The sequence below is a fragment of the Rhizobium sp. WSM1328 genome (assembly GCF_057653715.1).
Map to the genome: position 1 here is coordinate 1,628,612 of NZ_CM172788.1, position 18,588 is coordinate 1,647,199.

Genomic DNA, 18,588 nt, shown 5'->3' on the forward strand with positions numbered 1-18,588 from the left:
AGGACTGGCAATAAACCGGCCTCAGGTCGGATATCGCGCAGCTTACTGACCGAAGACTTCGTTCCAGCGATCGATCCAGTCGGCCTTGGCAGCGTTCATCTTGGCATAGTCGATTCGGGTAAGGCTCGCGACCATATCCGGGCCATAGGTCCAGATCTTCGCCTGGTCCGGCGTCAGGCTGACCTTTGTCGAGATCGGCGCATCGACGCCTTGTTCGGCTTCGGCCTGCTGGACGTCCTTTGACAGGATGAAGTTGATGAACTGATGGGCGAGTTCGACATTTTCCGAACCCTTCGGGATGTTCACGGTGTTCAGCGTGGCGATATCGCCGTCCTTGAGCTTGGCCCACGTCATCGTCGGAACGGCCGCCTGCATCGATGCCAGGGTAAAGTCCTGGGCCAGCGCAACGCGCACTTCGCCTGTTGATATCAGGTTCACCAGCTCCGAGCCGGTGTTGTAGTTCTTGACGACATTGGGCTTCAGCGCCTCGATTTCCGAGAAGGCCTTGTCGGTGTCTTCATAGGCATCGGCGCCACCATGCTTGCCGGCTTCCAGAACGACCAGTGGGCCGGCCGTGGTGGTGATGCCGGGCAGGGAGACGGAGCTCTTCAGATCGTCGCGCCACAGGTCGCCCCAGGCGGTGATCGGTGGGTTGACCTTGGCGGAGTCATAGACGATGCCGACGCGTCCGATCGTATAGGCCGGGCCGTATTTGCCCTGAGGCGCCTTGCCCAGTTCGTAGATATCCGCAAGGTTCGGGATCTTCGACGCATCGATCTCCTGGAACAGTCCCTGTTCGATGCCGAGCTGCGAGAAACTGTCGGTGAGATAGATGACATCGACGCCCTTGCCATCGCGCAATTTCAGCTTGTTGAGCCGGTCGGCATTGTTGCCGGTTTCGAACACGATCTCGCAGCCGCAGATCTTCTTGAAGGGCGTGATGATGTTCGCATTCATCTTCTCGCCGTTATAGCCCCACCAGGAGATGGTCAGCGTCTTCGATTGCGCATGGGCCGCGGCGGTGTTGCCGACGGCGGCAAGCAGCGCAAGAGACAGGATTTGGGCAAAACGTCTGGCCTTCATGAGCAATGTCCTTCTGTGAAAAGCGGCGTTGGCAATCGGGATCATACCCCCACGATTTGAGGGATACTATTTTTTGATCGATCGGGCCGCAAGCTCAATAATTGGGCAAATACGATCTTGTGCGGAGAATTTTCTGGGACCGGACCATCAGCTAACTCCCGGTTGATGGCGTTTGGTCATCGCTCACAAAACGTGTGGTCCATCAGCGCTTTACACATCCGGGCATGGTCTCTACGGTCCGGCGGTTCCAGCTTCTCACGGGCATTCCATTCATGGCCACTTCGCACACTGTTCTTCCTGATGATCTGCTGATCAACGCGTCCGACGAGGTTCTGACGCGCCAGGATCTCGTGCTGACGGCGCTCGGACGCCGGCCCGCCGACAGGCTGTTGCGCGTGGGAAGGTTGCTCGATGTCCATTCGAGGACATGGCTTGACGATCAGGAGATCGTCATCAAGGGCCGCCGTATCGCCTATGTCGGCCCCGCCGGCAGTTACGAAGGCGAAGTGAGCGAGCGGTTCTCGGAGCCCGATCTTGCGGCCGTGCCGGGCTTCGGCGAGGCACACAAACATATCGAAAGCTCCCATCTGACGCCGGAATGGGAGGCGGCTTTGGTGATGCCGCATGGGGTGACCTGGACATGCGAGGCGAGCCACGAATTTTCCAACGTCAACGGCGCCCGCAATCTGGAATTCTGGCTGGAAGCGCGCCGGCGCGGATCGCCGATGAAAATCTTTCCCCTGCCTGGCTCCGCCGTCCCTCCGACCGCCTATGAGTGGGGTGGCGGCTGGTTCGGCTACGACGAACAGAAGGCCTTCCTTTCCGAAAGCCTGATGGTCGCCGGGCTCGACGAGGTCATGGACTGGCCGTCCATATCCGATCCTGGCAATCCCTCCTACGATCGGCTGTGGGGCATGATCGGCGCGACCTTCGAGCAGCGCGGCGTGGTCGAAGGCCACGGCGCCGGACTGCGCGACATGGCCTCGATCAATGCCTTTGCCGCGGCAGGTCTCGCCTCCGATCACGAAGGCTGGTTTCTCGATGAAATCTGGCAGAAGCTCCTCCACGGTCTTTTCATCGAGCTCAGGCCGCATTCCCTGCCGGAGGTCATCCGCGGGCTGATCGACAAGGGGCTGACGGACTGGTCGCAGATCGCCCTGGTGACCGACGACCGCAGCGCCTCGGACACGCTGAAAATCGGTGCGACCGACCACAATGTCCGCCTCGCCATTGAAAACGGCCTTGCGCCGGAGATCGCCATCCAGTGCGTCACCCTCAATCCGGCACGCCATATGCGGCTGACGCCGTGGGTCGGGTCGATCGCGCCGGGCCGTTTCGCCGATATCGTTCTTTTGGACGATGTCGCCAGCCTGTCGATCGCAAAGGTATGGGCGGACGGGCGCCCGGTATCCGAGGGACCGACATTCATAGGCGCGCGTCCTGAAATCGACTGGCCGCAATGGGCGACGCGCACCGTGAAAATAGACCGGACGGTCACGGCTGACGATTTCCGCATCGAGGCGCCGCCGAACCGGACCACGGTCAACGCAGCACTTTTGCGGCCGTTTCACTGGCACGACGATTTCATCACCATGGAATTGCCGGTGGAAGAGGGGGCCGTGCAGCGGGATCCCGCGCGCAATGTCACCAAGTTCTCGATTGTCGACCGGTTTTCCGGAGAGGCCAAGGTCTCCAGGATGTTCTGGCTCGGCACTGGACCGCGCACGCCGGAGACGGCGCTCGCCTCCACGCTCGGGCACGACAAGCACAATATCTGGACGGTCGGCTCCTCCGACGAGGCGATGGCGATATCAGTCAATGCCCTGAACGAGCAGCAGGGCGGCTGGGCGCTGGTATCCCGTGGCAAGATTCTCGCCCGCGTCCACTACGAGGTCGGCGGCCTGATGACGGCGCGTTCGGCCGAAGCACTCGATGCGGAGATGCAGGCTCTTTATGCCGCCGGCGCCGGGATCGACTGGATGTACGAGCCGACTTTTTCGCCTCGATGGTGGCCGGGATTTCCCGAACGCCTGTCGTTTGCGACACTGACCTGCTCGCCCTGGCGCTGGGTGCTGGTCGCGCCGTCGGAGCTGGCGCCGGAGGGGTTCGTGAACGTGCTCACCGGCAAAACCCATCCGATTGTCTGGTGACATCGCGGCCCGCTAAATTTCCACCTGATTGATCTTCTTACTGCAGCAAATAGAAAGCATTAACCATAGTCCAGTAGACAACGAACAGGATCAAAGGAACCTGTGTTCGATGGCTACTGAAATGACCCGCCGGCCTGCCGGCGCCAATGAAGGCAAGATTATTGCCTTTCCCGCTGGAACCGGAACTGCCAATGTCGAGCGCTGCGCTCGCGAACTCGGCCGGCGGCACGGCGCAGATGCGATAGAATTTTGGAAGGCCGAATGCCGCAGGCTTGCCGATCAGCTTCTGGCGGCCGGTATGCCGGAGAGCGATGTCGGTCAGCGGGTGCTGCAGTTTCAGCAAGATGTCCAGAGCGAACTGGTCTTCAGCCACCAAAACGGACCACTGCCCAAGTCTCAAAACCGATAGCGGCGATCTTCGGGGAGGTCTGCCGGATCTGAGTGGTCGTCCTATCCCTCTTCGTAAACCGCCTCCGGCGGCAACGCCAGCAGGCGGTCCGCCATCTCCTGCTTTAGCCAGGCGAGACGCTCCTCTTCCTGGGGTGTCCGGTCGGGCTTGCGGCCGAGCATGATGAATTCCTCGCGGACATGGCCGTCGCGTAGTTGCAGGGTGACGGTGCGGCCGCGATAGCTGAGCTCGAAGACGTAGCGGGCGAGGATATCGCCGCGCTCCGGCCGATCGAGCAAGGGGTCGACGCTGTAGCGTCCTTCCGAAAATGCGCGTGTCACCATTTCGAAGGCGTCACGCCCGCCCGGGCCGCGAAAGGCCGTGCGGATCGAGATTTCGCGGCGCTCCGGTGGTCCGTCGGCGCTGAGCATCGGAAAGGCGCGCTCCATCACCTTGAAGGCATGGGCGACACCACCGGGAAAACCATAGCCGTGATAATGCATGATGTCGGCGAAGCCATAGGCAAGCGGCTTGCCGTCTTCGAGCACTTCGATCTTCGTTTCGTTCATTCCGATTTTTCCTTGTCCAGTTCCTTGCGCATCCAGGGAAGGAAACCATCCAGGAAGCGCGTCGTCGCCGGCATGAAATGCGATCCGTGGTGGAAGCAGGGGTCGAGGCTGGTGATCACCATGCGTCCCGCCGTCGTGACCTCGTCTACATAGAGGATCGGCTTGCCTTCCTCGTTCACCGCCAGAACCTCGACGCCCTCTGGTGGAGCGAACCAGCCGTGAAGGTGCCAGGTCAGATCGTCCTGCCCGAGATGTTCGAACAGCGAATGGCCGGGTGCTGCGATCCTGACGCCGAGATCGGCGCCCTCAGTCAGCCACCACCACCAGTTTGTCGGTTGCGGCGTGAAATGGATCGCTGGCAGAAACGCTTCCCATGCCGTCTCGCCGGTCGCAACGATCGTGCCGCCCTGGTCGAGATAGGCGCGCAGCTGTGCTGCATGCGGCGCCATCCGGTCCGCCGGCGTCCGGCAGGGAATGAACAGCACCTGGTGTTCGCTGAGGTCGACCGAGAGCAGCTCCTCCGGGCGCAACAGCCTGTCGAAATGATGCCGGTAACGCGGCGCTTCCAGCGTCTCGATGTGGTAGTAGGCGCCGGGATGGATCGCGAGCACGCTCATCGGGTCAGCTCCCCCGCCAGCCAGGCGATAACACGGCCGGCCAGTTGCTTTTTGATGTCGGGATCGTCTCCGCAGCCCCAGAACTCGTTTCCGGCATGCGACAATAGTTCTCCGCCCGCCGGCCGCGCCCAGATCCAGTCGACGGGAATGGCAGCTGGTCCCAACGTATTGATCGCAACGGCGCCTGATGGCATCGGATTGTGTCCGCGGCCGTAGAAACCGGCGACGCCGCGGTTCGTTTCCAGCATGCTCTGGTCGATGCCGGTAAAAACAGGATGGTCGAATTGCCTGACCTGCACGAAGTTGGCTCTCTTCGGCTGCCGCATCGGGATATAGGCGCCGAGTTCCGGCAGGATCGGCCGAAGCATGTGGCCGCTGAAGATCCACCGGCCGCCTCGGTCGAGGAAGGACGCCACCGCCGGCGCGTATCTGAGGAAGCCGACCTGATCGAGATGGGTGGTGGTGATGAGGCCGCTTGCGGCAGCGAAATGCGCCTCGGTCAACTCCATCTCGCGCACGGTGATCAGCTTGCCCTGCGCGGTCGCCTCGGCGAAAGCCGGCGGGCTCATGCTGAAAGGGTCTTGATAATGCGACTGGATCAGAAGGATGCTCATGCGGCGCGAATTCCTGCAAAGGCGGGCAGAACCGCCTGATGCCCGTCGCCTGTCGGGCCGATAAGCTCGACCACCCGCATCGGGACACCGTAAAGCCGTTCGAGATGTTCCGGCGTGATCGTCTCCGCGACCGGACCGAACAGCGATTGACCATCCGGCATCATCAGCAGCGCATCGTCGGCTGCGGCAAGCGCATGGTTCGGATCATGCGTCGTGAAGGCGATTGCCTTGTCGCGCGGTTCACGCAGGCTTTTGAGCAGGTTCAGCAGCCGCTCCTGGTTGCGAAGGTCGAGTGCCGCCGCCGGCTCGTCGAGGACGATCGCCTCCGACCCGGTGGCGAGCGCTCGCGCCAGAAGCACGAGTTGCCGTTCGCCGCCGGACAGCCGGTCGAAGAAATGATCGGCAAAGCGGGCAGCCCCCGCCCGCTCAAGCGCGGCATGGGCAATTTCGAAATCGGAAGGTCCCGGTTGCCCGAACAGGCCGAGATGCGCTGCCCGCCCCATGACGGCGACGTCGATGGCGCGGTAGCGCTGGTTGCTGCTTCCGGTCTGCGGGACGTAGCCGACGATGGCGGGCGCCACCCGGCTGCCCGCGTCCAGCCGCTGAAAGCCGAGCATGGCTTTCAGCGTCGTCGTCTTGCCCCGTCCGTTGGGGCCGAGAATGGCGAGCGACCGCCCGACGGGAACCGAGAAACTCAGGCGGTCGAGGATGGTGCGTGCCCCGAACCTGACGACCGCATCCGTCAATCCGATCATGATCCGGTCCTTTCGCGATAGTGATGGCGCAGGAGAGCCGCAAAGATCGGCGCGCCGACAAGGGCGGTGATGACGCCGAGCGGGATTTCCGCGGCCGTCGCCGTGCGGGCGAGCGTGTCGATGCAGACCATGAATCCTGCGCCGAGCACGGCGGCTGCCGGCAGCAGCGCACGGTGATCATGGCCGACCAGCAGGCGGGCGGCGTGGGGAATGACGATGCCGATCCAGCCGATGATGCCTGAGACTGCGACCTGGCTGCCGACGATGACGGCGATGAGGCCGAAGACCAGCCATCTCTCGCGTATCGTATTGGCGCCGAGGCTGCGGGCTTCGGCTTCGTCGAGCGACAGGATGTTGAGCCGGAAGCGGAGCATCCACAGGAAGCAGCTTCCGAGGATGAGGCCGGGTGCCGCCACCAGCGTGCGTTCCCAGGTGGCCGTCGCAAAGGACCCCATCAGCCAGTAGACGATGGCGGGAAGGGACGTGTTGGGATCGGCGATGAATTGCAGCAGCGAGACGACCGCCGAGAACATCGAGCTGATGACCAGCCCCGACAGGATCACGGTGACCGTTTCCGACCGGCCGTTGAGGCGCGACAGCAGCCCCACCAGGATGACGGCCGCCATGCCGCAGAGGAACACCATGGCGATCAGCGGAAATCCCCAGATGCCGAGCATGATCGCCAGCGCGCCGCCGAAGGCGGCACCCTGCGAAATGCCCAGTATGTCTGGCGAAACCAGTGGATTTCGAAACACGCCCTGAAGGCCCGCGCCCGAGATCGCAAGCCCGGCGCCTGCAAGTGCTGCAAGCACGACGCGCGGCGCGCGCACCAGCAGTACGATGCGTTCGTCGATCCCGGCAAGCTCCCGCGAGGGGTCGCTGATCCCCTGCCAGATCAGCTCCAGTGCGCGTCCAGCCGGCACGGAGAACCGTCCGACGCAGAGGCTGACGGTGAAGGCGATCACCAGCAGCGCCAGCAGCAAGGTGAAGACCAGTGTCTGCCTGGCGAGGTGAATCCGGCGGGCAGCGGGCGCCGTCTCCTCCTGCATTATCGTCGCCATGACGTCACTTTGCCTCGAACTGCGCGTAGTCGGCGGCGGCGCCCTGTTCCTTCAGCCAAAGGATATTGTCGATATCGCTATCGGCCAGGTCGTAGTTGTAAAGGGTCTTGTAGGCCGTCTTCATTTCCGTCCGCAGATCGTATTTGAAGATCTCGGGATGGAGCAGGTTGGCCGTCCACATCCAGGACAACGGCGATTCCTGGCTCGGCGGATCCCAGCGATAGCCGCCGAGCGGCATCTTGTAGACCCGCTTGGATTTGGCGGCATTGGTCAGAGACAGGATCGGATCGTTATAGACCCAGTCGACATTCAGCTTCGCCTCGAAAGCATTGAGGAAGATGACGTCGGGGTTCCACGCTGCGATCTGTTCCTTGTTCACCGAGACCGTGCCGTTGATTTCGTCCGAGGCGTTTCTCCCGCCCGCAAGCTCGATGGACCAGGCATTGTAATTGCCCTTGGTGCCGGAGGCGCTGATATCGGAGAGCGCACGGCCGAGGTAGAGAACATTCGGCTTCTTGTCATCGGGGATAGCAGTCGTCTTGGCCTCGATATCCTTCTGGACGCGATCACGCCATTCCACCAGTTCGTCGATCCGCTCCGGCTTGCCGATCGCCTTTGCGGCCATGGTCATATAATCGCGGGTCAGCTCTTCCGTGCCATAGAGGATCAGCATCGTGGTGAGCCCGGCATTGGTGATGGGTGCGACGATATCGGCGCCGCGATCGCCCCATTGGATGACGAGATCGGGATTGGCGGCGGTGAGCGCCTCGACATTAGGCACGAAATTCGGCGCCGTCACATCAGACGGAATATCCTTCGCCTCGGGGAAGATCTTTCCGAGAATCCCTTCGACCACGGCGCTCTTTGCCGTCGGGTTCATCCCAATGAGCTTCCGGGTGCTGCCATCCAGCGCGATGACGGTGGAAGCCATTGGGATGACGATCGAGACGACACGTTCGGCAGCCTTTGCCAGCCGCACCTCGCGGTTCCCTTGATCCTTGAAGACGATCTCTTCGGCAAAAGCTGTCGGTGCAAACAGCACGGCGGCAAGTGCAGCCGCCATGCGGCGGCGCGAAGCAGTTGTGATGAAAAGCGAAAGCGGAACCATGGTGTCTCCCCGTATGACGATGAGCGCCATTCCTATTCCGCGTATTTATTCTTGTCTACAAATCTCCACTTTAATTAGCGATATGACTACCGCATCAGCCCAGCGGACCGGAGGGCATCTTCAATGACCTTCTGGATGCCGCCCCGGTCGCTGCCCGCGCCGAATGGGCCTGCGGCGTTTTCCGGTTGCGCAGCCGAGGGTTTTGCGTCGCGCCGTTTTTCAAATGAGGGGACCAGACCCCAGGACCTGGCAGTTTCGACGGTCGATGAAATTCCGACGTCAAGCATGAAGGGGCCGCTTGCGCCGTAGCCGGTGTCGACATCGAGCGGCGTGCCGTGATCCATCCCGGCAATCGTATACAGCTCGATTACATCGACACCGTGAGCATCGGTCCAGACCTTTCGCTGGTGTCGTCCGATATCTGCGACGCGCCCCGGCGATGCGTCGACGCCGTGGATATTTCTCCATTGCTCCACGATCGCATTTGCATTGGATGGCACGACGGTTCTGTCTGCGCTCCCCTGCCAGAGCGATAATGTCGGCCATGGGCCTTTGTGCCCTGAAGCGTTTCTCAATCGCAGTTCAAGCTCCTTGGCAGTTGGGCTGCCGTGACCGCGCATTCGGTCGAATGCCTCGGGAATGGTCCCGGCACTTGCATATGGCAGGCCCGCGATGATCGCGCCGCCCGCAAAAATCTCGGGATAGGTGGCGAGCATGGCTGCGGCCATGGCGCCGCCGGCCGAAAGCCCGGTCACGAACACGCGCCTGCCGTCGATACCGTGTTCCGCAACGACCTTTGCGATCATCTGGCGAATGGAAAATACCTCGCCGTGATCGCGGCTTATGTCCTCCGGGTTAAACCAATTGAAGCAGAGGTTTGGATTGTTTGCCCGCCGTTGCTCGGGAAACAGCAGCGCGAAGCCGTAGTCCTCGGCCAATCGCGACCACCCGGACCCGCTATCATACCCGGCGGCAGTCTGGGTGCAGCCGTGCAGGACGACGACCAGGGCTAGGTTTTTCCCCCGCTTCGACGGCAAATAGGTGTAGCCCCCCAAGGCGCCGGGGTTTGAGCCAAACGCATCCAAGGCGACCAGGTCGGGGTTGTTCTGCGTGGGTTGGGCGCGAAGGGTTCCTCGCAGCGCAGCAAGGCGTGCGAGCGTGTCCGACATAGATCTCATGAAAGTCTCCGCCAATCAGCAGCCGGGATGGCGGTGATGCTGAACTAAACGCGTCAATCTACGAAAAGGTTGCTGCGGTGCACAATGTTTTTCGTACCATCGAGCTTCTCAATACACTCTGCCCGTGTGCTCATTTCAGCAGTCAGCGGGCCATGAACATTTTGATCCTGAATGTAGGCGAAAGATCCCAAGACCTGCGGAAAAGCTGCGAACGTCTTCGCCATGACTTCTGATTACAAATCAGCCGGAACAGGGTGCCTGACCGGCGCCCTTGATCGATCTCCACTGGGAACGGGACGGTCGACGCCACGTCGCTCGCGCCGCCACTGCCCCGGCGCCACGCCGGTCGCAGCTTTAAAAGCGCGGCTGAGGGCGATGTCGGTGCCATAGCCGGTCTGCGCGGCCGCCGCTGAGATTGAGTGGCCGGCGGCGAGAATGAGTTTCGCACGATAAATGCGCCAAGTCGTGATGTAGGTCAGCGGCGGCACTCCGACGACCGACTTGAACAGCACTGCAAAGGTGGAGCGCGACATCCCCACATCGCGGGCGAGCTGCTCCAGCGTCCACGGGTGCGCCAGATCGGCATGAATCCGGTGCAGCGTTTGCGCCAACTGGCGATGGGTCAGTCCGGCGAGCCAGCCCTCGGGCATATTCCCCTCCGAACTGGCCCAGCTTCGGATCGCTTGGATGAACAGCACGTCGAGCAGCCTGCCGACGACATAGGAGCCGCCAAGCGACGCCTGCGCCTCCTCTTTTCCGATCTGTTCGAGGATCGAGACCATCCGCCCTGCGTCGGACTTCGCCATGGCGACATGAACAACATCGGGCAACAGCGCCGATAAGGGCTCGCCCGCAGCGTGGTCGAACGTAAACAGGGTCGAGAAGAACTCGCACGCTTCGCCGTCTCCACCGAAGGACACCGTCTCGCCCGTCACATGGTCGGCAATCTGCCAGCAGGGCACTGCGACCCGGTCCGGAGCGTCGCCCAATATGCCCATGACCCCCTGCTTGATGATGAGGCAGTCGCCTTCCTCGACAACGACCGGGGGGTGGCCGACTTGGGTGAACCAGCCCCGGCCCTTAGCGATGACGATCAGCCGCGCCTGACCGCCGCTATCGAACGACATCGCCCATGGTGCATGAGCACGCATGCGGACGAAGAGCGAGCTTTGGAGCTGCATGGCGCTGAGGACGGAATCGAAGGGGTCCATGGGAATCTCGGACGATAGGTTATAAAATGCATACTCCACGTAATAGATGATCCCGTCAATCTCCACCATATCACTTACACAATCTGGAGGTTGCGCATGAAGATCTATCGTTTGCAGAAAATCGGCTCCGTCAACGGCCTGGAGTTACGCGAAGAGCCCACGCCAAGTCCCGGTCCGGGCGAAGTCCTCGTTAACATCAAGGCGACCTCGCTCAATTTCCGCGACCTCACGATCATCAACGGCTGGTCGCCCTTTCCGCTCGAAGAAGGGCGGGTGCAGCTGTCCGACGCCGCCGGGATCGTCGAGGCGGTCGGCTCGGGGGTCGTCCGTTTCGCGGTCGGCGACCGGGTGGCGAACAATTTCATGCCGGGCTGGCATGCGGGACCATTTCGTGAATTTGTGCCCCAATATGGCACCCAGATTGATGGCTGGATGGCCGAATATCGCACCGTCGACCAGAACGAGCTGGTCGCCATTCCCGATTCGATCAGCTTCGACGATGCCGCGACTCTGCCATGCGCCGCCGTCACCGGGTGGAATGCGGTCGCCGGCGTCGGTCCGCAGCACCGCGTGCTGACGCAGGGAACCGGAGGTGTGTCGTTGTTCGCGCTGCAGTTCGCCAAGGCGCGCGGCGCGGAAGTGATCGCGACGACCTCGTCGAACGAGAAGGCGGAGCGTCTGCGCGCACTCGGCGCCGACCATGTGATCAACTACGCCGAGAATCCCGATTGGGGCGAGCTAGCCAAGGCGCTCACCGGCGGGCGTGGCGTCGACCGCGTGGTCGAGGTTGGCGGCCCCGGCACATTCGCCCAGTCGTTGAAAGCGGTGGCACTTAGCGGCCAGGTGTCGATGGTGGGAGTGCTGTCGCAGGGGGAGATGCCCGGCTACCTCGACATGTTCCTCACCTTCGCGCGGTTCCAGACGATCGCCACCGGCAATCGTCTGGATCTGGAAGACGTGATCGCCGCCGTCGCGCAGAATGGCATCCGCCCGGTGATCGACAGCCGCTTCACGCTCGCCGACGGCAAAGCCGCATTCGAGCATTTCGGCAAACGCAACGTGTTCGGCAAGGTCGTCATCACCAATGAGGGCTGAGAGATCTGCATCCCAGGGCGGTATATATCGCCCAGAAAGCAATCTAACCGCGCAGTTCCGACGCGCTTTATCCCACCTTCTCATTACATGGAGCATACGAAATGGCAAAACTGACTGACAAGGTCGCCGTGATCACCGGCGGCGGGAGCGGCATCGGCCTGGCGTCAGCCAAGCTCTTCGCCCAGGAAGGCGCAACGGTCGTCATCGTCGGGCGCAATAAGGATGCGCTCGACAAAGCCGCCGCCGAAATCGGCGGCAGCGCGGCGGCGATCGTCGCGGATGTCGCGGACCTGGACGCGCTGGACGCGCTCTATGCGGAGGTCGGCAAGCGTTTCGGCAGGATCGACGTGATCTTTGCCAACGCGGGCGTCAACAATCTCGCGCCGTTCGAGGCGGTAACGGTTGAGGATTTCGACACCCAGTTCAACGCCAATGTTCGCGGTCTCTTCTTCACCGTGCAGAAGGCGCTGCCGCTGCTCAGCGATGGGGCATCGGTGATTCTCAACGCCTCTGTGGCGCATGGCAAGGGTACCCCGATGCACTCGGTCTATGCGGCGACCAAGGCGGCCGTACGGTCCTTTGCACGCAGTTGGACGACCGACCTCAAACATCGGAAGATTCGCGTCAACTCGCTCAGCCCCGGGCTGGTCGAGACTCCGATCTTCGGCAAGCTGGGCGTCCCGGCCGAGGCCATCAAGGAAGGGCTACCCGCGATGCTTGCCCAGATGCCGATGGGCCGGGTCGGCAGGCCGGAAGAGGCGGCCACCGTCGCGCTGTTCCTGGCAAGCGCAGACAGTTCGTTCGTGACCGGCATCGACCTTCCCGTCGATGGTGGAATGGGACAGGTATAAGCTCTAGGCGGCTGGAAAAGGTGAGAACAGGGTGCGTTGTCGGCGATTCCGCCGTTAAGCCTCCTGGCCTGCTGCAAGGTTTCCTAGGACCGGAGCCCACACGGCTGCAACACAATCAGCGTGAGATAAAACCCGCGTTTCCGCGGGTTTTATGATTACAACGGGCATTCCCGGGCGCGGACGGCGGCGACGAGTCAGTCAATTCAATTTGACCGATGGCTCCCGGCCCCAGACACGCAGTTTGCCAAGCGCCTTGATAAAAGCCGTGACATCCTTCGCCGCTCCGAGCGCAATCACGCCCTCATCCAGTGAATCGGCAATTCCGGCCTTCTGCATGAGCGGTAGCGCTGTTTCCACATAGCCGATGAACTTGCAGTGCACGAAGGCATCTGCCACGAAATCGCGGGCCGTAGCCTCCTTCAGCAGATCGCCGGTTCCCTCGGCTGAGGGGAGGAGGGCGACGGCGTCGTAAAGCACCGAAGGTCCGCCGTCGATCATCTGATGCGCCTCGATCCAGTTGTCGTCCGAGAGCGTCACGCCGCCGATCTTTGGCGCGATCACTTTGAATGTTGCCTTCTGCTCGGTGATCTCGGCAAGCAGCGCCTTGAAGATAGCGGCATCGGTGCCATCGCTGACAAGAATGCCGAGCTTGCGTCCTTCGAACCGCTTCGGACCGCGCTCTATGATGCTGAGCGCCGGCGACGGCTCGAGATCCTGCCTCGTCGGCATGGCTGCATCGGCAGGCTTCGGCATCGATTTGAAGCCGAGGGCGTGGCCGACCTTGCTGGCCAGCGTCTCGTCGATGTTCAAGAGATGCGAGACCATACGCTCACGAACGACCGGCGTTTCGACCTTGCTCAGTTCGAAGATCAGCGCCGCGGCGATATGGCGTTGTTCCGGCGGAGTCTGGCTAATGTAGAACTGCCGGGCCTGGCTGTAATGATCGGCAAAGCTTTCCGGCCGCAGCCGAACCTTGGGACCCTGTTCTTCGGCCTGGAAGTGGCGATAGCCCTGAACCGGCGATTCCCGCGGCCCCTGATTCCAGGAATTCGGCTGGTAATTGACGCGCCCAACAGGATTGCGCATCGCCATATGGCCATCCTGCTGAAAATTATGGAAGGGACACTTCGGCGCGTTGATCGGCAGATGGGTGAAATTCGGACCGCCCAGACGTTTCAACTGCGTATCGAGATAGGAGAAGTTTCGTCCCTGCAGCAGCGGATCATTGCTGAAGTCGATGCCGGGGGGAACGTTCTGCGTCATGAACGCGACCTGCTCGGTCTCCGCAAAGAAATTCTCGGGCATTCGGTCGAGCACGAGACGGCCGATCGGTTTGACCGGAAGGATCTCCTCGGGAATGAGCTTCGTCGGATCGAGGATGTCGAAGTCGAACGTGTCGGCGAAGTCCTGATCGAAAAGCTGTACACAGAGCTCCCATTCCGGGAAGGCTCCCGACTGGATCGACTGCCAGAGGTCGCGTCGATGGAAATCCGGATCGGCCCCATTGATCTTGACTGCCTCGTTCCAGGCGACGGACTGCAGGCCGAGTTTCGGTTTCCAGTGAAATTTGACGAAGGTCGATTCGTCAGCCGCGTTGACGAAGCGGAAGGTGTGAACGCCAAAACCCTCCATGAAACGGAACGAGCGCGGAATGGCGCGGTCCGACATCACCCACATGATCATGTGCATGCTTTCGGGCGTCAGCGTAATGAAGTCCCAGAAATTGTCATGCGCCGACTGCGCCTGCGGGAATCCCTTGTCGGGCTCCGGCTTTACGGAATGGATGACGTCGGGAAATTTGATCGCGTCCTGAATGAAGAAAACCGGGATATTATTGCCGACCAGGTCCCAATTCCCCTGCTGGGTGTAAATCTTCACGGCGAAACCGCGCACGTCGCGCGCCAGATCGAAGGAACCCTTGCTGCCGGCAACGGTCGAAAACCGGACGAAAGCCGGCGTCTTTTCGCCGGGCCGCTGGAAAAGATCGGCCCGGCTATAGGCGGCCAGGGATTCATATGTTTCGAAGTAGCCATGGGCGCCGTAACCGCGCGCATGCACGACCCGCTCGGGAATGCGCTCGTGGTCGAAATGAAAGATCTTCTCGCGGAAATGGAAGTCATCGATGAGCGCGGGGCCGCGGGCGCCAACGCGAAGCGTATTCTGATCGTCGGAAACCGGACCGCCTTGCGCTGTGGTCAGAACCGGCATCCCGTCTTCGGCAAACTGATGAAGCTCGCCGCCTGCACCCCGGTGCAGTTTCTGATCGTGGATCGTTGCGTTGTCCGAGGGCGAGGTTTGGGAGGTCTTTTTGGCCATCTACATTCTCCGGAAAGGGATTTACCTAACCGAAGCTCGCCAACGGCCACATGTTCCGCCCGATGCGAAATAAACCGCCACTGAGAAAAAGGCCTGGGGGCGGACGATGATCCAACCACAGCAGAGCCGGGGATGGCTCCACATAAATGGGGCGCGGGGCCTTTCGACCCCGCGCCCCGGTTTCCGTTGATCCTGAGCCTCGGGCCTTAGATCCGGGGCGTGACGAGGAGGTCTTCCTCTTCGTCGCGTTGCGACCCGCCAAACGCTGCTGCGGCGGCAGCGATGAAAGCCCCGATCAGAAGTGACAACGCGCCGAGCAATGCCGTGGTGGAGGCAGCCTTGCGTGCCTCATCGGCGGCTTTCTGGGCGGCGACCTTGGCGTCGTCGATGCGCTTCAGCACAGTGTCGACGCGGGTGCGCGCATCGGCCTCGGAAAGACCGGTGCGAGCAGAGACGATGGTGGCAAGATAGGCCTTGTCGTCATCCGGGATCTGGCCCGCGGCCGCACCGTTGAGGAGGATGCGGGAGACTTCTGCTGTTGCTGCGGTATCATCGGATGTTGCTCCAGCACGGGCCTGTTCAGGACGCAGCAAAGCGTCGGTAAAATAGGCGGTGGGCAGATCCGCGGTCGATGCCGCCGAGGACGCCGCCGTACCTGCGGCGGTGGCCGCCGAACCCACGGCTTGTGCGCCTGCACCGGCAAGCGAGGTCAGCGACGAGGCTAGAAAGCCGGCAACGAAGATCGTCGCCAGCGCCCAGCTGATGAAGCCATGCGCGGTGTCACGGAAGAACACTTCGTCCGTATGGACAGCTGCCCACTTCGTGCGCAGCCGGCCGGTGATATAGCCACCGAGCCCTGAGGAGAGCCATTGGACGACAACGAGCCAGATCGCCGCCGTGACCCCGACCGTGCCGAGCGAACTGCTTTGCCCCGACCAAGGCGACACCATCGTCAACCCAACCCCGGATCCAAGCAGCAAAAGAATGAGGGTCACTCCGATGGCAGCAGCGGCGCCTCCGAAGATAGGCCCCCATGTCATGGCGGATTTGGAGGATTCGACCGGAGTAGCAATCTCTCCGGAACCTGTCATTGAAACCGACATGATCTGTCCCTATCGCACAAACAGAGCAAGAAGGATGATGATCGGCAGTGGAACACCAAGCAGCCAAAGCAGAATACCGCGACCCATGAAAGACCTCCTGTCAGAGACTGACGTTACGTGGTTGATGCCACTCAACTTTGAACCACGGTCTTTGTTCCCGGCCGGCTTGGTCATCGACGATCTTCATGCGGAGCTGATCGAGATCGATAAGAATCTTGCGCGTTCGGAGCTGACGTCCGGCGAAGAGAGCGCCATATCTTGAGGAACAAGGTGATCTTGGCAGGAGAGAGCAGAAGCTCTCATCACTCGGTCATAGCCTAAACTGGAGAGGAATCGATGAAGAGATTTCGGGCATTTGTAGCAGCCGGAGTAATCAGTCTTGCCGCCATGACCTCGGCATGCTCGACGCCGCCGAATTCATATGGCTCGGCATCGGGATATCAGCCGGGAGATTCGATGAACCCGGCCTGCGCCGATGGCTTCCGACCCGGTGACGGCCGTTCGTGCAGCTATTAGAGGTGGTCGCCTTGCCCGTACAATGAACGGGATCGTCCGGAGCGTCAGGCGGGCGGTCATTTCCGTTTGATGACAGCCCCGACGGCGGCGCCGATCGCGGCGTCATCGAACAGCGTCGGCCCGACTGCGGCGCCTATTCCGATTCCTATCGCCATACCCAAAGCCATGGCCGTGATTTATCCCGGTGCTGTGGCGATAGTATGTGTTTCGCTGCGCCCGGCGGAGCGTCGGCGGTCCTATTGACTGCCGATCCACTTCATTACGGTTTTTTCCGGAGGTCACCTGGTAAAGCATCAATGAGTTGATGCACTTTTCCGGTGGCGAATACGATGTCCTCGCGCGGCAGATGGACTGTTATCTCAATCTCTTCCCACCTGCCGCCATGGTCTTTTGCGAACCTGACGGCGGCTTCCAAAGACGTGAATTGCACGGCCGGTGCGTTGGCGGTCCAAAACTGCACGCTGCAGTCCGCCGCACTGTAATCTAAAAATGCTTTTTCAGGATCTAGCGCCATGGCGTTTGCTGTACACCGCCGGCAGTTTTTTGGCCAGCGGTTGCCTATCCATCGTAACAGCGCATGATGAGGCTGCCGGCTTGACGGCGATGTGCGCGCGGATGGCGGTATATTCCATAGCTTAGGAGGCCGTTGATGAAGATTGGAATGATAGGCGCCGGGCTGATCCCGTTTTCTATTTACAGTCTGCGTTCAAAACGCGGTGGGCCAAGGGCAGCGCCGACGGTCTTCTCTCGCTCCCAACCCGTGATATAACGGCACCATGACAAAGCGAGCGCTTTCTCATCTCCGACACATACGCGTGCGCCATCAGGGCGCACCGATTTCGTTCGGAGATGGACATGCATCACAAAAGAAAGCGTCCTCGCAAGGCGTCGTGCGGGCTGTGCAAGCCTCATAAGACCGAGGGCAACTGCCCACGGCACAAGGACATGCGGCTTGGCAATCTACGTCGCTACCTGTCCGGGTCTGACCAGCTGCGCTGCCAAGAGATTACCACAGAACGGTCTTGGCTAAAAAGAAAGGGTCGGGCGAATGCTCGCGCCGACCCGTCTTTGATTGCATCAGCACGGTGCCAGTACATCCGTGGTCACCAGCAAAAGCCATCTGATAGATTGAATTTATGCGCCTCGTGAATTTTCGCAAGGATTAGCGGGGTGCTGAATTAGGGCTAGGTGAGGGAGGCGCAATAGCCACGGTACGACGAGAAGTACGACACGCGCTCTGAGGGCGCTAGTTGCGTGGCTGATCCGTCCAGTCGATCATCGGGGCGCCCGCAAAACCTGAGTATCACAGCGGATTCAAGATTCAGAAGAAATTAACAAGAAAATTTATTGACCCCCAAATTCGACTAAATCGCTTTCAAAAGCGGGAGGGAAAGTGGGGAAGTAAGCCCCTGCAGTCGGAGTTATCAACGAAACAGGCGCTTAACTTGAAAAATGGCTCCCCGGGCCGGATTCGAACCGGCGACCTGTCGATTAACAGTCGAATGCTCTACCGCTGAGCTACCAGGGATCACTGCTTGGCGCGGTGTGAGTGGGCTAATACAAACGCTTTCCCGATTTGCCAAGCGGTTTTTTCAAAAAAATGAAATGAACTTGTATTTGGGATGCCTGCGCCCATCTCTGGGGAATGACAAATGTGAACGATCGTCAGGAGACGAGAGGCGGCGAGAAGCGCAAGGCTCGGGCGGTGCGCTTCGGCATCGATCATGCAAGCGGCAGGCTTATGCTCGGCTCTTTCAGCATCGGCATGCCACGCTCGCGCATCGCGCGGATGGCGCTTGGCATGGCCCTCATTTTCTGCGGCGTGTTGGGTTTCCTGCCCATCCTCGGCTTCTGGATGCTGCCGCTCGGCTTCCTCGTGCTCTCGCACGATCTGCCGTTCGCGCGCCGGCTTCGGCGACGGCTGGCGGTCTGGTGGCACAGGCGGCGAAAACCGGGTGGCTGATCGGCAAGGA

19 protein-coding genes and 1 tRNA gene are annotated in these 18,588 nt (G+C 61.1%); 7 read left to right on the top strand and 13 right to left on the bottom strand.

Going from position 1 to position 18,588, the window contains the following annotated elements; translation table 11 throughout:
- Positions 1–42: 42 nt before the first annotated feature.
- A complete protein-coding gene (locus AC2444_RS08370; RefSeq protein ID WP_012757206.1) occupies positions 43–1,083 on the bottom strand; it encodes an ABC transporter substrate-binding protein in 1,041 nt (346 codons plus the stop codon).
- 224 nt (positions 1,084–1,307) lie between these two features.
- Between AC2444_RS08370 and AC2444_RS08375 the strand changes: the two genes are divergently transcribed.
- Both AC2444_RS08375 and AC2444_RS08380 read left to right on the top strand, forming a co-directional pair.
- A complete protein-coding gene (locus AC2444_RS08375; RefSeq protein WP_012757207.1) occupies positions 1,308–3,233 on the top strand; it encodes an adenine deaminase in 1,926 nt (641 codons plus the stop codon).
- A gap of 109 nt (positions 3,234–3,342) precedes the next feature.
- Complete coding sequence (locus tag AC2444_RS08380; RefSeq protein ID WP_003538909.1) at positions 3,343–3,642, top strand: DUF6074 family protein; 300 nt, start codon at positions 3,343–3,345, stop codon at positions 3,640–3,642.
- Between the two features lie 41 nt (positions 3,643–3,683).
- Here the strand turns inward: AC2444_RS08380 and AC2444_RS08385 are convergent, their stop codons facing one another.
- The 8 genes from AC2444_RS08385 to AC2444_RS08420 form a co-directional block, all read right to left on the bottom strand.
- A complete protein-coding gene (locus tag AC2444_RS08385; RefSeq protein ID WP_012757208.1) occupies positions 3,684–4,190 on the bottom strand; it encodes a hypothetical protein in 507 nt (168 codons plus the stop codon).
- The gene (locus tag AC2444_RS08390) at positions 4,187–4,807 is read right to left on the bottom strand and encodes a hypothetical protein (protein ID WP_128439353.1); all 621 of its coding nucleotides are present in this window, start codon (positions 4,805–4,807) and stop codon (positions 4,187–4,189) included. Before AC2444_RS08390 ends, AC2444_RS08385 begins: the two co-directional genes overlap by 4 nt.
- The gene (locus AC2444_RS08395; RefSeq protein ID WP_012757210.1) at positions 4,804–5,421 is read right to left on the bottom strand and encodes a hypothetical protein; all 618 of its coding nucleotides are present in this window, start codon (positions 5,419–5,421) and stop codon (positions 4,804–4,806) included. Before AC2444_RS08395 ends, AC2444_RS08390 begins: the two co-directional genes overlap by 4 nt.
- Positions 5,418–6,176: an ABC transporter ATP-binding protein gene (locus AC2444_RS08400; protein WP_012757211.1), complete on the bottom strand. Its 759-nt coding sequence runs from the start codon at positions 6,174–6,176 to the stop codon at positions 5,418–5,420. The genes AC2444_RS08395 and AC2444_RS08400 overlap by 4 nt, the downstream gene beginning before the upstream one ends.
- The gene (locus AC2444_RS08405; protein WP_012757212.1) at positions 6,173–7,237 is read right to left on the bottom strand and encodes a FecCD family ABC transporter permease; all 1,065 of its coding nucleotides are present in this window, start codon (positions 7,235–7,237) and stop codon (positions 6,173–6,175) included. The genes AC2444_RS08400 and AC2444_RS08405 overlap by 4 nt, the downstream gene beginning before the upstream one ends.
- Before the next feature lie 4 nt (positions 7,238–7,241).
- Positions 7,242–8,375 (bottom strand): ABC transporter substrate-binding protein, encoded by a 1,134-nt coding sequence (locus AC2444_RS08410; RefSeq protein ID WP_041935514.1) that lies wholly within the window; start codon positions 8,373–8,375, stop codon positions 7,242–7,244.
- 56 nt (positions 8,376–8,431) lie between these two features.
- A complete protein-coding gene (locus tag AC2444_RS08415; protein WP_012757214.1) occupies positions 8,432–9,523 on the bottom strand; it encodes an extracellular catalytic domain type 1 short-chain-length polyhydroxyalkanoate depolymerase in 1,092 nt (363 codons plus the stop codon).
- Between the two features lie 233 nt (positions 9,524–9,756).
- Positions 9,757–10,803, bottom strand: a complete 1,047-nt coding sequence (locus AC2444_RS08420; protein ID WP_012757215.1) for an AraC family transcriptional regulator — start codon at positions 10,801–10,803, stop codon at positions 9,757–9,759.
- A 27-nt stretch (positions 10,804–10,830) separates the two neighbouring features.
- Between AC2444_RS08420 and AC2444_RS08425 the strand changes: the two genes are divergently transcribed.
- Together AC2444_RS08425 and AC2444_RS08430 are read left to right on the top strand one after the other, a co-directional pair.
- On the top strand, positions 10,831–11,829 hold the full coding sequence (locus AC2444_RS08425; protein WP_012757216.1) for a zinc-dependent alcohol dehydrogenase family protein: 999 nt from the start codon (positions 10,831–10,833) through the stop codon (positions 11,827–11,829).
- Between the two features lie 101 nt (positions 11,830–11,930).
- A complete protein-coding gene (locus AC2444_RS08430; RefSeq protein WP_012757217.1) occupies positions 11,931–12,680 on the top strand; it encodes an SDR family oxidoreductase in 750 nt (249 codons plus the stop codon).
- A gap of 198 nt (positions 12,681–12,878) precedes the next feature.
- Here the strand turns inward: AC2444_RS08430 and katE are convergent, their stop codons facing one another.
- Complete coding sequence (katE, locus tag AC2444_RS08435; RefSeq protein WP_012757218.1) at positions 12,879–14,996, bottom strand: catalase; 2,118 nt, start codon at positions 14,994–14,996, stop codon at positions 12,879–12,881.
- A gap of 206 nt (positions 14,997–15,202) precedes the next feature.
- The gene (locus tag AC2444_RS08440; protein WP_012757219.1) at positions 15,203–16,099 is read right to left on the bottom strand and encodes a hypothetical protein; all 897 of its coding nucleotides are present in this window, start codon (positions 16,097–16,099) and stop codon (positions 15,203–15,205) included.
- 85 nt (positions 16,100–16,184) lie between these two features.
- Between AC2444_RS08440 and AC2444_RS08445 the strand changes: the two genes are divergently transcribed.
- On the top strand, positions 16,185–16,361 hold the full coding sequence (locus AC2444_RS08445) for a hypothetical protein (RefSeq protein WP_012757220.1): 177 nt from the start codon (positions 16,185–16,187) through the stop codon (positions 16,359–16,361).
- A gap of 74 nt (positions 16,362–16,435) precedes the next feature.
- Complete coding sequence (locus AC2444_RS08450) at positions 16,436–16,615, top strand: hypothetical protein (RefSeq protein WP_080518543.1); 180 nt, start codon at positions 16,436–16,438, stop codon at positions 16,613–16,615.
- 259 nt (positions 16,616–16,874) lie between these two features.
- Here the strand turns inward: AC2444_RS08450 and AC2444_RS08455 are convergent, their stop codons facing one another.
- Together AC2444_RS08455 and AC2444_RS08460 are read right to left on the bottom strand one after the other, a co-directional pair.
- Positions 16,875–17,129: a hypothetical protein gene (locus tag AC2444_RS08455; RefSeq protein WP_017993759.1), complete on the bottom strand. Its 255-nt coding sequence runs from the start codon at positions 17,127–17,129 to the stop codon at positions 16,875–16,877.
- Between the two features lie 939 nt (positions 17,130–18,068).
- Positions 18,069–18,143, bottom strand: a tRNA-Asn gene (locus AC2444_RS08460).
- 117 nt (positions 18,144–18,260) lie between these two features.
- On the opposite strand from AC2444_RS08460, the gene AC2444_RS08465 reads away from it, so the two are divergent.
- Entirely contained in the window at positions 18,261–18,578 is a 318-nt protein-coding gene (locus tag AC2444_RS08465) for a membrane protein (protein ID WP_041935515.1), read from the top strand.
- Positions 18,579–18,588 lie beyond the last annotated feature (10 nt).

Excerpts from the sequence above, each read along its gene's own strand:
- AC2444_RS08445 (WP_012757220.1), top strand. The coding sequence starts at position 16,185 with ATGAAAGACCTCCTGTCAGAGACTGACGTTACGTGGTTGATGCCACTC.
- AC2444_RS08395 (WP_012757210.1), bottom strand. The coding sequence starts at position 5,421 with ATGAGCATCCTTCTGATCCAGTCGCATTATCAAGACCCTTTCAGCATG.
- AC2444_RS08420 (WP_012757215.1), bottom strand. The coding sequence starts at position 10,803 with ATGGTGGAGATTGACGGGATCATCTATTACGTGGAGTATGCATTTTAT.
- AC2444_RS08385 (WP_012757208.1), bottom strand. The coding sequence starts at position 4,190 with ATGAACGAAACGAAGATCGAAGTGCTCGAAGACGGCAAGCCGCTTGCC.
- AC2444_RS08415 (WP_012757214.1), bottom strand. The coding sequence starts at position 9,523 with ATGAGATCTATGTCGGACACGCTCGCACGCCTTGCTGCGCTGCGAGGA.
- AC2444_RS08375 (WP_012757207.1), top strand. The coding sequence starts at position 1,308 with ATGGTCTCTACGGTCCGGCGGTTCCAGCTTCTCACGGGCATTCCATTC.
- AC2444_RS08465 (WP_041935515.1), top strand. The coding sequence starts at position 18,261 with ATGACAAATGTGAACGATCGTCAGGAGACGAGAGGCGGCGAGAAGCGC.
- AC2444_RS08455 (WP_017993759.1), bottom strand. The coding sequence starts at position 17,129 with ATGGCGCTAGATCCTGAAAAAGCATTTTTAGATTACAGTGCGGCGGAC.
- AC2444_RS08370 (WP_012757206.1), bottom strand. The coding sequence starts at position 1,083 with ATGAAGGCCAGACGTTTTGCCCAAATCCTGTCTCTTGCGCTGCTTGCC.
- AC2444_RS08410 (WP_041935514.1), bottom strand. The coding sequence starts at position 8,375 with ATGGCGCTCATCGTCATACGGGGAGACACCATGGTTCCGCTTTCGCTT.
- AC2444_RS08390 (WP_128439353.1), bottom strand. The coding sequence starts at position 4,807 with ATGAGCGTGCTCGCGATCCATCCCGGCGCCTACTACCACATCGAGACG.
- AC2444_RS08450 (WP_080518543.1), top strand. The coding sequence starts at position 16,436 with ATGAAGAGATTTCGGGCATTTGTAGCAGCCGGAGTAATCAGTCTTGCC.
- AC2444_RS08405 (WP_012757212.1), bottom strand. The coding sequence starts at position 7,237 with ATGGCGACGATAATGCAGGAGGAGACGGCGCCCGCTGCCCGCCGGATT.
- AC2444_RS08425 (WP_012757216.1), top strand. The coding sequence starts at position 10,831 with ATGAAGATCTATCGTTTGCAGAAAATCGGCTCCGTCAACGGCCTGGAG.
- AC2444_RS08440 (WP_012757219.1), bottom strand. The coding sequence starts at position 16,099 with ATGTCGGTTTCAATGACAGGTTCCGGAGAGATTGCTACTCCGGTCGAA.
- AC2444_RS08430 (WP_012757217.1), top strand. The coding sequence starts at position 11,931 with ATGGCAAAACTGACTGACAAGGTCGCCGTGATCACCGGCGGCGGGAGC.
- katE (WP_012757218.1), bottom strand. The coding sequence starts at position 14,996 with ATGGCCAAAAAGACCTCCCAAACCTCGCCCTCGGACAACGCAACGATC.
- AC2444_RS08400 (WP_012757211.1), bottom strand. The coding sequence starts at position 6,176 with ATGATCGGATTGACGGATGCGGTCGTCAGGTTCGGGGCACGCACCATC.
- AC2444_RS08380 (WP_003538909.1), top strand. The coding sequence starts at position 3,343 with ATGGCTACTGAAATGACCCGCCGGCCTGCCGGCGCCAATGAAGGCAAG.